The sequence below is a fragment of the Segatella copri genome (genome assembly GCF_019249655.2).
In the GTDB taxonomy this organism is placed as follows: domain Bacteria; phylum Bacteroidota; class Bacteroidia; order Bacteroidales; family Bacteroidaceae; genus Prevotella.
Genome location: NZ_CP137557.1, coordinates 2,428,121 through 2,439,955, shown reverse-complemented (window position 1 = coordinate 2,439,955; position 11,835 = coordinate 2,428,121). Strand labels below are relative to the sequence as shown.

The 11,835-nt window shown below is 43.7% G+C and carries 15 protein-coding genes and 1 pseudogene; 7 read left to right on the top strand and 9 right to left on the bottom strand.

Annotated features, from left to right (window positions below; genetic code table 11):
* The first annotated feature begins 3 nt into the window (after nucleotides 1–3).
* Complete coding sequence (locus KUA49_RS09920; RefSeq protein ID WP_218411449.1) at nucleotides 4–729, top strand: DUF5932 domain-containing protein; 726 nt, start codon at nucleotides 4–6, stop codon at nucleotides 727–729.
* On the top strand, nucleotides 719–1,309 hold the full coding sequence (locus KUA49_RS09915) for an AbgT family transporter (protein ID WP_256624723.1): 591 nt from the start codon (nucleotides 719–721) through the stop codon (nucleotides 1,307–1,309). The genes KUA49_RS09920 and KUA49_RS09915 overlap by 11 nt, the downstream gene beginning before the upstream one ends.
* Before the next feature lie 195 nt (nucleotides 1,310–1,504).
* On the opposite strand, the gene KUA49_RS09910 is transcribed toward KUA49_RS09915, so the two are convergent.
* From KUA49_RS09910 to KUA49_RS09895, 4 genes are all read right to left on the bottom strand, one after another.
* Entirely contained in the window at nucleotides 1,505–2,527 is a 1,023-nt protein-coding gene (locus tag KUA49_RS09910) for a hypothetical protein (RefSeq protein ID WP_218411450.1), read from the bottom strand.
* A gap of 151 nt (nucleotides 2,528–2,678) precedes the next feature.
* Entirely contained in the window at nucleotides 2,679–3,434 is a 756-nt protein-coding gene (locus tag KUA49_RS09905) for a YaaA family protein (protein ID WP_218411451.1), read from the bottom strand.
* Between the two features lie 34 nt (nucleotides 3,435–3,468).
* Nucleotides 3,469–3,699, bottom strand: coding sequence for a hypothetical protein (locus tag KUA49_RS09900; protein WP_218411452.1), 231 nt, complete (start codon nucleotides 3,697–3,699; stop codon nucleotides 3,469–3,471).
* Complete coding sequence (locus KUA49_RS09895; RefSeq protein ID WP_218411453.1) at nucleotides 3,696–4,403, bottom strand: nitroreductase family protein; 708 nt, start codon at nucleotides 4,401–4,403, stop codon at nucleotides 3,696–3,698. The genes KUA49_RS09900 and KUA49_RS09895 overlap by 4 nt, the downstream gene beginning before the upstream one ends.
* Before the next feature lie 51 nt (nucleotides 4,404–4,454).
* Here KUA49_RS09895 and KUA49_RS09890 point away from each other — a divergent pair, with 51 nt between their 5' ends.
* From KUA49_RS09890 to KUA49_RS09870, 5 genes are all read left to right on the top strand, one after another.
* On the top strand, nucleotides 4,455–4,790 hold the full coding sequence (locus KUA49_RS09890; protein ID WP_256624724.1) for a helix-turn-helix domain-containing protein: 336 nt from the start codon (nucleotides 4,455–4,457) through the stop codon (nucleotides 4,788–4,790).
* A 114-nt stretch (nucleotides 4,791–4,904) separates the two neighbouring features.
* A complete protein-coding gene (locus KUA49_RS09885) occupies nucleotides 4,905–5,660 on the top strand; it encodes an MBL fold metallo-hydrolase (protein WP_218411454.1) in 756 nt (251 codons plus the stop codon).
* Nucleotides 5,661–6,208: 548 nt separating this feature from the next.
* On the top strand, nucleotides 6,209–6,688 hold the full coding sequence (gene msrA / locus KUA49_RS09880) for a peptide-methionine (S)-S-oxide reductase MsrA (protein ID WP_318331693.1): 480 nt from the start codon (nucleotides 6,209–6,211) through the stop codon (nucleotides 6,686–6,688).
* 84 nt (nucleotides 6,689–6,772) lie between these two features.
* Nucleotides 6,773–7,159 (top strand): VOC family protein, encoded by a 387-nt coding sequence (locus KUA49_RS09875; RefSeq protein WP_218411455.1) that lies wholly within the window; start codon nucleotides 6,773–6,775, stop codon nucleotides 7,157–7,159.
* Nucleotides 7,160–7,185: 26 nt separating this feature from the next.
* Nucleotides 7,186–7,719 carry a methylated-DNA--[protein]-cysteine S-methyltransferase gene (locus tag KUA49_RS09870; RefSeq protein ID WP_218411456.1) on the top strand — a complete coding sequence of 178 codons (534 nt, stop codon included), beginning with the start codon at nucleotides 7,186–7,188 and terminating at the stop codon, nucleotides 7,717–7,719.
* Between the two features lie 28 nt (nucleotides 7,720–7,747).
* Here the strand turns inward: KUA49_RS09870 and KUA49_RS09865 are convergent.
* From KUA49_RS09865 to KUA49_RS09845, 5 genes and pseudogenes are all read right to left on the bottom strand, one after another.
* Nucleotides 7,748–7,996: pseudogene (locus KUA49_RS09865) on the bottom strand (type II toxin-antitoxin system HipA family toxin); the annotation flags it as partial.
* A 2-nt stretch (nucleotides 7,997–7,998) separates the two neighbouring features.
* Nucleotides 7,999–8,319 (bottom strand): helix-turn-helix domain-containing protein, encoded by a 321-nt coding sequence (locus KUA49_RS09860; RefSeq protein WP_218411458.1) that lies wholly within the window; start codon nucleotides 8,317–8,319, stop codon nucleotides 7,999–8,001.
* A gap of 163 nt (nucleotides 8,320–8,482) precedes the next feature.
* Nucleotides 8,483–8,827: a hypothetical protein gene (locus tag KUA49_RS09855; RefSeq protein ID WP_218411459.1), complete on the bottom strand. Its 345-nt coding sequence runs from the start codon at nucleotides 8,825–8,827 to the stop codon at nucleotides 8,483–8,485.
* 550 nt (nucleotides 8,828–9,377) lie between these two features.
* The gene (thiM, locus tag KUA49_RS09850) at nucleotides 9,378–10,133 is read right to left on the bottom strand and encodes a hydroxyethylthiazole kinase (RefSeq protein ID WP_256624726.1); all 756 of its coding nucleotides are present in this window, start codon (nucleotides 10,131–10,133) and stop codon (nucleotides 9,378–9,380) included.
* A 16-nt stretch (nucleotides 10,134–10,149) separates the two neighbouring features.
* The gene (locus tag KUA49_RS09845; RefSeq protein WP_218411461.1) at nucleotides 10,150–10,794 is read right to left on the bottom strand and encodes a tetratricopeptide repeat protein; all 645 of its coding nucleotides are present in this window, start codon (nucleotides 10,792–10,794) and stop codon (nucleotides 10,150–10,152) included.
* Between the last annotated feature and the right edge of the window lie 1,041 nt (nucleotides 10,795–11,835).

The following is an 11,835-nucleotide window of genomic DNA, read 5'->3' as shown; positions in this document are numbered from 1 at the left end:
ATAATGGAAAATTTTAAAGTAATCATAGTAGAAGATGTGCCTCTGGAATTGAAGGGCACGGAAGGAATCTTCAAGAACGATATTCCGGAAGCCGAGATTATCGGCACGGCGGATAGTGAAATCGCTTATTGGAAACTCATCAAGCAGCAGAAGCCTGACCTCGTGCTGCTCGATTTGGGTCTGGGCGGTTCCACCACCGTGGGCGTGGAAATCTGCCGCAACACCAAGGAGCAGTATCCCGATGTGAAAGTACTCATCTTCACGGGCGAGATATTGAACGAGAAGCTGTGGGTGGATGTGCTCGATGCAGGCTGCGACGGCATTATCTTGAAGAGTGGGGAACTGCTCACCCGTGGCGATGTGGCTTCGTGCATGGGCGGAAAGAAGTTGGTTTTCAACCAGCCTATCCTTCAGAAGATAGTAGAAAGATTCAAGAAGAGTGTGAGCAGCCAGCTGATGCGCCAGGAAGCCTTGGTCAACTACGAGATAGATGAATACGACGAGCGTTTCCTCCGCCATCTGGCTTTGGGTTACACCAAGGAGCAGATTACCAATCTCCGTGGAATGCCTTTCGGTGTGAAGAGTCTGGAAAAACGACAGAACGAACTGGTTCAGAAGCTTTTTCCAGATGGCAATAACGGCATGAGCGTTAATGCCACCCGCCTGGTGGTCCGTGCCTGTGAGCTCCGCATCATCGACATTGATAATCTGAAGCCAGATGAAGAGTAAGATTTGCGCTTACGCCATGCTCCTGCTGGCTTTGGCGCAGATAGTACTGGTTTTGATGTCATGGCTCATCACGGCAGCAATGCCCGATGCTTTTCCCCGTTCTATGCTCAGTCCAGAGGGAATCCGCTGGTTCTTTGGTTCCTTCACAGAAAATCTGGAATCGCCCTGGCTCGTGGGGTTGTTGCTCATCTGCATTGCCTGGGGAACGCTTCAAACCAGCGGTTTGCTGCATTTCGACCGCACCATCTATCGCCATTGCAACGCCTTGAGATTGGTATTGATAGAACTGGTTCTGTTCATCGCCGTAATCCTGCTGCTCACCATCGTTCCCCACGCCATCCTGCTCAATGTGATGGGTGGGATAGAGGCAAGTAGTTTCAGCCGCAGCATCCTGCCCTACATCTGCTTTTCCGTTATCGTGATGAGTCTGAGTTTCGGAGCCGTAAGCAACAGGTTGCAGGGGATTGAAGCCATGGGGGAGTCCTTGTCTGAAGGCATCCAGTCGGCTGCTCCCTATTTTGTTATCTATATTCTTGTCAATCAGCTTTATAGCTCCATCGAATATCTTTTCGGAATATAATCTTCAGCATAGTTTTCAAGCTAATGATAAAGAACAAAAATGCAAAGGGACACTCCAAATCACTTGGAATGTCCCTTCTTTTTTTGGTATATACTTTTGGTTTTAAATTGGAATCCTTTTTCACATCAAGGTTCTCACATCAAGGCTCCATTTTAAAGAACCTCTCTTCAAGATTCAAACTTCCAGAGATTGAACCTATCTTCTTCCGCCGAAGTGGCTTCCGCTGTTGCTGCGGGTAGAACCGCCGCCAAATGAACGGGCACCATTGCTGCTTCCGCTGCCGAATGAACTGCGTACGCTGGTATTGGAGCGACTTCCGCCGCCGAAAGAACCGCCTCCTCGGTTTCCACCAAACGAACTGCTGCTTGGAGTAGAAGAACGAGGGGTGAAGCCATTGGATGGTCGGCTATAGGTAGAAGAACTGCTTCCGAATCCACTGCGATTGCTATTGCGATTTTCACTGCGACTAGAACCTCCGAAGGTTCCGAACGAGCTACCGCCTCGGTTTCCGCCGAATGAACTGGAACTATTGGAACGATTGTTTTCCAATGATCCATTTGAACGGCTTCCGAACGAACCGCCGCCATTATTCGGGCGATTGACATTGCCAAACTGGCGGTCGCGGGTCACGGTGGTGCGTGTACTGCTCTGTCGGTTCATATTGCCGAAAGTCTTGCCGCGTCCATAATCACCACGGTTGAAGCTGTCTCTCATACCGAAATGCGGTTCACGGCTACCATGACGAGGAGCGCCATATTGACGTCCATGATACCAGCTTCTGCCGCCATTCATTCTCCAGCTATGTCCGCCACAATAAACGGCATAGAAATGTGGGCGACCGAAGAAGAAGTAGTCTCTGCGAGGATATCGGGCGTAGATTCCGAAATGGAAATATCCAGCGTCCCAATAGAGCGGACGATAGAAATAGCTTGCTGCGCAGAAATTACGGTATTGCCAATCCAGTAGGATGTAACTTAAATCGAGGTTACGCTGGCGCCAGTATACGCCGTAGAGATCATCGTAAGTATCAACGCCCATGAGATAATCCAGGTTGATCTCGTAGGCAGCTTCATACTGATCGTCTGTCAAATTAAGTTCGTAAGCCATCTTGTCAGTAAGGAACAAAGCCTGCTGGCGAGCCTGTTCATAACTCATTGCCGAAGCTGTAGTAAATGTCATGCTGAACATTGCTACAAGTGCTATAATCAACTTCTTCATAATCGTATCTTATTTAAAAGTTTTACTTCTATTTTCTTTTTCTGCTGCAAAGGTACGACAAAAGTCCCAGCCTGGGTAAGGATTTTCCCTAAAACGGCAGGGGAATATCCCTAATCCTCTTTCTAAAATGCTCTATTTACCATAACGTTCCTTATTTAATGAAAGTGGGGGTGAAAGCAAGTTCTCCTAATTCTGGCGCATATTCAAAACCTTCGTAGCTGAAGCCTGCCAGTTCCTCTGGAGTAAGAAGCTGATTATTCAGGATATATCTCACCATGGCTCCACGGCAAGATTTAGCCCATACAGCCTGCATCTTCAATCTGCCGTCTTTCTGGCGGACATAAAAGAGTGGCTGAATTACCTTTATCTCCTTATATACTCTTTTCCAATCAAACAGATGTTCATATTCCTCAGTTGATAGATGGATGAGTATGCCATCGTCAGCCTTCACACTATCGATGAGAACATCAGTCAGTTTGTCTTTCCAGAACTGATTGACAGGCTTGTCGTTTGTGGCTTCAAGCGATACGCAATGCTCCATACGATAAGGTACGATACCATCCATTGGTCGAAGTAAACCATAGAGAAAACAGGTAATCCAGAGATGCTTCTGGGCATACTCTAAGGAGTCCTCACTTAAAGAACTGGCACGCAGATGTTTATAAGCCTGACCATTGTAAGCCAGGATAGCAGGCATCTTTTCAGTTGCCATAAAATTATGATAGCGTTTCCAATTTTCAGTTGCAATCTTGCTGCTGCAATCCAGTTGCCTAGCCAATTCCTCTACATTCATCCTTGCCATTTCTTCGGCCAAGACATTGGCAACTGATTGGAAGAGTGGCACGGAGATAGGCTTCCTGTCTGCCTTATCAAACATGATTTTTGCATTTGCCAATAATATCTGCATAATAATCTATCTTTTATTTTTTGAACATCAATAATCAGTAGTTGTACAAACTTAGAACAGAACCATTTATGCCTTCTCCTTCATAATCTCCAGAAAGCGGAAGTTGACTGCAGATATTGCAGATTTCTGCATCATCCAAATGCTCTGTTAACTCCAGATGAAATCCCCAACTGGTGGCATGCAAATCCCATACACCATAACCGCATGCGTTGACTGCTGTAATGATGGAATCTTGAAGTTGCCATATTTCCGTGAAGTCTCTCATCCTTTCTTTACCACCCACTTAAAGCTTTCCTTTCCTGCTCCTATTTCAAAGTGAAGCTTGGCAATGCCGAGGTCCATCTTAGTATATCCTACCATTGAGAAGCCTCTCTTGGCAAGAACCTTGGGTTTACAACCAGCTTTTGTACCTTCCTGGTCTTGCAGGAAGAATGAGAACTTCTGCTGATTGATGGCAGTGGGAGCAAGAAGAGCTGCTTCCACGCCCTTTCGGAACCATGAAGGAGAATTGCTGGTTGCATTGCTTACCTGTTCCAAGGTCTTGATTTTGTGACTAACCCCTTGTGACTCTCCGTATCCCAAGGCAATCATGCATGTCAACTTCTCCCCTTTTTCAATCTTGTAGGCTTCATTCACCTTGCGATAGCTTAATCCTGCCCAGCAGGTGTTGAGTCCTAGGGCTTGGGCAAGCAGCACAAGCTGTTCGCCATAATAGCCAATACGCTCATCAAGATCGTCGGCTTTTTGCCCTGCCATTACGAGATAGTTCTCTACGCCATGGAATTTTCCATATGACATAATGCCGGAGAATGCCTTAGTTTCTTGGGTAACCAGTTGTATGTGAAGGCCACCCTCTTTGTTGCACTCCCCGATTTTTTCTTCTAGTGCTCTAACTACCTCAGTTGAAAGAGGCTTGTGTATGTACTTTCGTACACTATGTCTTTGTTTGATAGCTTCTTCTATAGTCATGACTTCTATAATGAATTGTGCATGCAAAGTTAAGAAAAAAAACAATATCCAATGGCAAATAATCAAGAAAAATCCCATGAACTTATAATTTTTTATAAAAGGAACATTATATTGCACCTTTTCTTGCGTAATCTAGAAATATTTGTTACCTTTGCAGGAAAAGTACAATATAATACACTACTTGATATGAAAATTCAAGAAGTAATGAAATTGCAGCGTAAGGCCTTAGGGATTACTCAGCAAGATCTCGCTGACATGTCTGAGATAGCCATTTCTACCATCAAGAAAATAGAGAGCGGTAAAGGCAATCCTTCCCTATCGACGGTTGAAAAAATCATGGATATCCTTGGCATGGAGGTTAAATATGAGATTCGTCAAACCGTTTAAATATAGTAGGATAAGAGAAAAGCTATTCTTTTTTGGACGGTAAGATGAAACATACCTATTTCAAATCGTCCAAGAAAGAATTCAAAGATTCAATCGTAAATCAGAATGAGAATCATGAAACTGACATATATCTTTCATAGTGGTTTTGCAGTGGAGACCCAATCCTGCGTATTGGTCTTCGATTATTGGATGGATCCCGCCGATTGTATGCCGGTGATTCTGTCCAAGGGTAAGCCTGTGTACGTACTTGTAAGTCATTTCCATGAAGATCACTTCTCTCGGGAAATCTTTTCATGGAGCCAGTGCTACCCTCATACCTCTTTTACCTATATACTCTCCAAGGATATCTTCAGACATCACAGATGCCAAAAGGACGAAGCTGACGTCTTGATGGTAAAGGGAAACTCATGGCGCGATAAAAATCTAAAGGTAGTTGCAGCCGGTAGTAATGACAGTGGTGTGTCTTGGATAGTAGAAGTTGAAGGCAAGCGTATCTTTCATGCAGGCGATCTGAATAATTGGTACGCCAGGTTCTTGACTTCCGACTATCAGGGTGGAACCATCTGGAGCTTTGAGTTTGGCGAGATAGACCCTCAAAAAGACGAGAAGCAATATTTGGGTGAACTCAAGGACATCAGAAAAATGGCTGATAGTTTTGATGTTGTGCTGTTTCCTGTAGATGGCCGCATAGGTAATGGCTATACCCGTGGTGCAAGACAGTTCATAGAGCAATTCCAGACAGGTCTGTTTGTCCCAATGCATTTTGTGGCAAGTGGTTTCAAAAGCGCCTGGCGTATGAAAGAGTTTACCGATGTTGTACAAATTCCGTTTTGGAAGATAGCACATGAGGGCGAATCGATAGATATATGATTCTTGTTCCATGAAGGGTGGTAATCATTCCAGGACTAGCAAGGCAAGAGATACGACAAGATTATAAACATAGAATGACATAATTAACAATGAATCCAATTGATATAGCACTCCGTATAGCAACGTCAGCCCATGCCGGTCAACTTGATCGCGATGGCTATCCTGTTATCCTTCATCCACTCACAGTGGGCTTGATGGGACATACAGACGAGGAAAAGATGGCAGGCTTTCTGCATGATGTGGTAGAAGATACCTCCTACTCCTTTGAGGATTTGCTTCATGAAGGTATTCCCACAGGTGTAGTGAATGCCCTTCGCATCCTTACACATAAGCCGGGAACTGATTATTTCGATTATGTGCAGAGCATTATCGATTCTCAAAATCCCATAGCACTTCAAGTGAAGTACAATGACCTTCAGCATAACTTTCAGAGAGGTAAGGACTACCCAGGCCTTCAGAAGAAACATGGCAAGGCACTGAAAATGATAAAGGCAGCCATCGAAAAATGCTCTCAGGTTGACATCTATCATGCGCCTGAAGACAGCAGTATAGAGGTTGGCATCTTTGCCTGCGGATGTTTCTGGGGCGCGCAACATCAGTTTCAGAAACAGCCCGGCGTACTCAATACCCTGGCAGGATATACCGGCGGCAAAGAGGCTTTTCCTTCCTATGCCGATGTACGAGACCACAAGACGCACCACGTAGAGGCCGTCATCGTGGAGTTCAATCCCCAACAGGTTTCATATGAGAGCTTATGTAAACTCTTCTTCGAGATTCACGACCCGGCACAGACCGATGGTGTTGGTCCTGATTTGGGGCCACAATACCGCAGCTGTATCTTCTATCGTAATGAATCTCAGAAGCAGACAGCCGGACATGTGACGGAACTTCTCCGTAGTAAGGGTGACGAGGTCAATACCTTGCTCCTGCCAGAGGAGACATTCTACATTGGCGAAGCCTACCACCAGCATTATTATGAAAAAACAGGTGGTGAGCCTTATTGTCATCTGAGAACGAAGAAATTCTGAGAAGTAATTTTCAGCAAAATATCAAAGAGGTAAATAAAGCATTTGTAGTTGATAAATCATTGATTAACAATAAAACAATATCCAATGAAACTTAACAAAATCCATCATGTAGCCGTGATTTGCTCCGACTATGAGAAATCCAAGCATTTCTATACAGATGTGCTCGGAATGAAGATTGTGAGTGAAAACTATCGTGAAGGACGCGACTCCTGGAAGGCAGACTGCTTTCTAGATGACACGTATGTCATAGAACTGTTCTCTTTCCCTAACCCACCTGCACGTCCTTCTTACCCGGAAGCTGCCGGACTGCGTCATCTTGCTTTTGAGGTGGATGACCTTTCGGTGGCTATAGATGAACTTGACAATAAAGGTATCGCTCATGCCCCCATCCGTACGGATGAATATACAGGCAAGCGATTTGTATTCTTCAGTGATCCAGATGGTTTGCCGATAGAACTGTATGAAAAATAAGAATCTGTTCAATCGTATCTGATATAATGCAGCAAGTAAGTATCCAATATTACAGTTCGCCTTGTGGAGAAATCATCCTGGCATCGGTGGACGATGAATTGTGCCTTTGTGATTGGAATGAAATGCCATGTTCAGAGCGCAATAAGCTTCGGCTTTCGCGGTATATCAAGGCTGAGTTCAAGATAGAAACATCCCCTATCCTGGAACTGGCCAAGAAGCAGCTGAATGAATATTTTACCGGCAGCCGCAGGACATTCGATATTCCGTTGCACCCTATAGGAACCGATTTTCAGAAAAAAGTATGGCATGCATTGCTCAACATACCATACGGAGAAACAAGAAGCTATAAGGAAATAGCCATAAGTTTGGGTAATCCCAATGGCACAAGAGCCGTGGCAGGTGCCATCGGAGCTAATGGCATCAGCATTTTCATTCCCTGCCATCGTGTTATCGGAAGCAATCATCTCCTTACAGGTTTTGCCGGAGGGTTGGATGCAAAGAGAAGGTTATTAGAGCTTGAAGGAGAACAAAAACAACATAAAATATTGATTTTCAAATAAGAAAATAAAAAAAGACAAAAAATTAAAGACGTCCCCACCTATCTGGCAAAGCATCAGAAAAACATCCGAAAATATCACTTCCTGGCTGGGTATATTGCATGCCTGGGTAATTGTTGATGTCTTCCGAAAGCTTAATTCCGGCATGAACCTTAAGCCAATTCTCATCAAACTTAAATGCATAACTGTCAGAGCCGCGCAATTTTTCATAACACAACTCCCCTACCAGCTCCGCTTTGCCGAGCCAGTTAAAATCAGTGAAAACAAACAGTCGTTCCATTTCTATCCTTTTTTAGATGCTCGTTGACGATTCTTCAATCCTATGTCCTGCAATGCCCTTCCGAGTTTGTCATCCTTAGCCAGGAGCAAGATGTCATCATCCAGCTGAAGAGCATAGAGTACACGAAGGTAAATTCCGATGGAAACCGTTGGTAATCCCTTTTCTACCGTGCAAAGTGTAACTTCCGAGCATGTTGCCCTTTCTGCAACTTGCGCCATGCTCAGGTTGCGCCGTAATCTGGCAAGCTTAATCTGCTCACCCACGATTTCCATTTTTTGAATCAACTTCCTTGGAAGTTTGTTTGCCATTGTATTCTTTGTCATAGCTTTAATCTTAATTATGATATGCAAAAATACATAATTTACTTCATTATAAGATGAGTTATCAAGTTTTTTTAAGAATAATGTATTAAATTAAACGCAGAAGTCTGCCGGCATTACTTCCAGCAGACCTCTGAGTTATAATTATGTTGAAATCAAATATTTGTTACTCTGAAACAGCAGCCTGTTCTATAGCCTGCCTTGTCTCTGTTGACTCCTGCTGGGCGTTCTTCTGTGGAGTCTCCTGAACCTCAGTTGGCTGCTCAGATTGGGTAGTTTCTACAGACTCTACTGTTGTCTCTGCAGGAGTCGCCTGCTCTGTAGAATCCTCTGCACCAGCCTGAGGCAAAACAGGTGTGCTGATCTCTGCTGAATCCTTTGGAGTTTCAGGTGCTACAGTGTCAACAGGAACTACTTCTGAATTATCTATCATCATTTTGCTTGATGCAAATACGTTGCTTACTGAAACCATTACCATAGCTGCGATAGCTGCAAAAACGAACTTCTTCATAATCTTATCTATTTTTAAATTGTTACTATTTATTATTATTTTCTCTGTTTTGGGATTCATTGTCGAACCCGCTATTCATGGTTGCAACCTGCATGCCAAAAGATAATAGAAAAGATGATAAGCTTGATATACTGAGACTTATAACTTGTCTGCCATAAATTACCCCTGTGGAATCTGGGGAAAAGGTGTAGAACTATTCCCCAAAGAATTGGGGAATAGCAAGAATATGCGCCCCACGTTATATCATATATAGCAGTAATGATGTCTTCGATTTAAATACTCCAGGTCTTCTTGGTGAGCATAGGCTTCCTTTTCAAACCTGATGTTGTAATATGCCCACATCCAATCCCGATATCTGAGAAATAAGAAAAACCATTCAATGACATACCAGAGGTAGAATGGGATATACAACAACTCCTTTGCTTGGGCCGTATGTATGAGCTCATGGTTGAGTTCCTCTTTAGAAAGCTCTTCGCAAGTAACAATCATGCCAAAGAGATTGATAGCAATGAAGCTTTTCATGAAGGAACGTCTCTTGATTCTAAAAATCCTAGACATAAGCCACAAGATTGCAGAGTTCATCGAGGAAGTTAATCATCATGCTACCATTGCCTCTAGACATGGAAGCCGCCTTTTCTCCGGCAATTCCCATAGCTTTCATGGCATGAGCAGCTGCTTCCAAAGAATCGGAATTCACAGCAAGGAATGCCCCAACGATACCGGTGGCAGTACATCCCATTGCAGTAACCTTGCTCATCATGGGATGTCCTTCATGAACATAAGCCATTCTTTCGCCATCCGTGATGAAGTCTATGGCTCCAGTTACAACTATGATACAGGAAAGTTGCTGAGCAAGTTTCTTAGCTTGTTTCTCAACCTCATAGGTTTCCTGGTGACTATCCACTCCCTGCATGCCTGTCTGGTGAGAGTACAATGCCTGAATCTCACTGGCATTTCCCTTGATGACTGTAGGGTGACACCTGAGGATAATCTGTGATGCTATATCCATACGAAAGCGGGTGGCTCCTACTCCAACCACATCAAATACGATAGGAATTCTTTTTTTCATGGCAGCTTCCCCTGCCAGTATCATCGAGTGAGCAGTGGTGCTTTCCGGAACACCCAGGTTGAGAGCCAAGGCATTGCTCTTGCTACTGATTTCCTCCACTTCTTCCTTGGCACGCGCCATGATAGATGATGCTCCAATAGCCAATAGGCTGTTGGCAACAAAGTTCATAGCCACATAATTGGTTATGTTGTGTATGAGAGGCTGCTGCTCTTGTATCAATCGTAAATCTGTCTTCATTTGTTTCACTACATTATTAATATATACTATAACCATTGTCCCTGCACCATTGTTTGGCATGCTCAAATCCTTGGGCAGTTGCTCTGTGAATCCATTTGAGTCCCTTGCGCTTGTCCTGTTTAACGCCCGTACCGGTCATATAGAACCATCCGGTAGAGAACTGAGCCTGTGCATCACCTTGCTGACCTGCCATTTCATACCAAAAGGCTGCCCAACTATAGTCCTTCTCCACTCCATCTCCATTCCAATAGTTGGCACCTACATTCTTTTGGCTCTGAAGATGTCCCCTTTGGGCAGCTTTCAGCCACCATTGGTGAGCCTTTACGTGGTCTTCTTTAGTTCCCTGACCCAAGTAAAATGCATTGGCAGCATTAACCTGTGATTGTACATCTCCTTTCTCTGCTGCAATCAGATACCAATGAAGAGCTCTTTCGAAATCCTGTTCCACTCCATCTCCCTGGTAGTAGCATTCTGCCACATTGTAGCATGCGTAAGTATCTCCCAGTTCAGCAGCCTTCATGTACCACTGAAATGCCATCACATGATTCTTCACAACACCGATGCCTTGCGCATAGCAGACACCCATGTTGTTCATCGCCATCAAATCTCCTTCAAGAGCTTGCTGACGATATTTGTTTGCCGTTTCACGTTCCTTTTTCATTTTGTAATCTCAACTTGGGTGCAAAGGTACAACTTTTATTTTGAATTTCGACACTCTAAAGATACAAAAAGAAAAGGCAGCTGCAAGCATCTTCACAAACGCCTGCAACTGCCATCTCTATATAATATATATGGAAACTTCTTTCTACAATTCTCTCAAATTTTCATGAAATATCGCCTGTTAAGCGAAGTTCTTCATGTTGGATCTTGCACCATACTCAGCGCATGCTGCAACAGCCAAAGCTAAAATCATTCCTAAAATCATCATAATCTTATCCTTTCTCTATATCAATCTGTTATCCTAATCTACATCTTCTTTACCTCATCTAATATCCATTAGAGAAGCTTCATTGGAAGCATCCTATGGATGCCTCTCAAAGCTTGCTTACTTGCCGAGGCTGATCTTCCTGTTTACATTTACAACCTCTGCAAAAAGAGCAGCTACAACTGCCAATGTCATTCCTAATACTATCATAATGTTACCCTTTCTTTACTTTAATTATTCGTTATTCAATCTTTTCGAGTGCAAAGGTAATGCCTTTTTGTGTGCGCGCACAATTTTTTGGGAAGAAAATGCAGAAAAGGGTATGATTTCTTGATTTCAGTCAAAAACTGTCATGCCAATTGGAGCAAAATGGCAGGTTTTTCTTGCAGAAGTCCGACTTTCAGCTGCTGTTTCAACGAGAATGATACATCAACATTAAAACTTTCCCCATTTCTCTTGCTGATTTCAGATGAATTGGTTATCTTTGCACTTGATAAGGTATTCATAATAGAGGGCAATACCTCCGTGAGGCTTAGACGCTGCGGTTTGAAGGGTATTGCCCTCGTTTCTATCGGCAGTTCTATACCATCGAGACACTGCTATGATGAATGTAATTTCAACATCCTATACCATTCTTGCGGCAGTACAATAGTAAGGTGATTCTTCATGCTCATTGGGGTGCAGATTAGTTGATAAACCTGTTGAACAGCCGATTTTTGCTGAAATTTGAAGATTTTGTACTCCTACGCAAAAATACTGCATACCGCTTTTGTAATT

Coding starts and splice junctions, on each gene's coding strand:
- KUA49_RS09920 (WP_218411449.1), top strand. CDS start 4: ATGGAAAATTTTAAAGTAATCATAGTAGAAGATGTGCCTCTGGAATTG.
- KUA49_RS09915 (WP_256624723.1), top strand. CDS start 719: ATGAAGAGTAAGATTTGCGCTTACGCCATGCTCCTGCTGGCTTTGGCG.
- KUA49_RS09910 (WP_218411450.1), bottom strand. CDS start 2,527: ATGAAGAAGTTGATTATAGCACTTGTAGCAATGTTCAGCATGACATTT.
- KUA49_RS09905 (WP_218411451.1), bottom strand. CDS start 3,434: ATGCAGATATTATTGGCAAATGCAAAAATCATGTTTGATAAGGCAGAC.
- KUA49_RS09900 (WP_218411452.1), bottom strand. CDS start 3,699: ATGAGAGACTTCACGGAAATATGGCAACTTCAAGATTCCATCATTACA.
- KUA49_RS09895 (WP_218411453.1), bottom strand. CDS start 4,403: ATGACTATAGAAGAAGCTATCAAACAAAGACATAGTGTACGAAAGTAC.
- KUA49_RS09890 (WP_256624724.1), top strand. CDS start 4,455: ATGGCAAATAATCAAGAAAAATCCCATGAACTTATAATTTTTTATAAA.
- KUA49_RS09885 (WP_218411454.1), top strand. CDS start 4,905: ATGAAACTGACATATATCTTTCATAGTGGTTTTGCAGTGGAGACCCAA.
- KUA49_RS09875 (WP_218411455.1), top strand. CDS start 6,773: ATGAAACTTAACAAAATCCATCATGTAGCCGTGATTTGCTCCGACTAT.
- KUA49_RS09870 (WP_218411456.1), top strand. CDS start 7,186: ATGCAGCAAGTAAGTATCCAATATTACAGTTCGCCTTGTGGAGAAATC.
- KUA49_RS09860 (WP_218411458.1), bottom strand. CDS start 8,319: ATGACAAAGAATACAATGGCAAACAAACTTCCAAGGAAGTTGATTCAA.
- KUA49_RS09855 (WP_218411459.1), bottom strand. CDS start 8,827: ATGAAGAAGTTCGTTTTTGCAGCTATCGCAGCTATGGTAATGGTTTCA.
- thiM (WP_256624726.1), bottom strand. CDS start 10,133: ATGAAGACAGATTTACGATTGATACAAGAGCAGCAGCCTCTCATACAC.
- KUA49_RS09845 (WP_218411461.1), bottom strand. CDS start 10,794: ATGAAAAAGGAACGTGAAACGGCAAACAAATATCGTCAGCAAGCTCTT.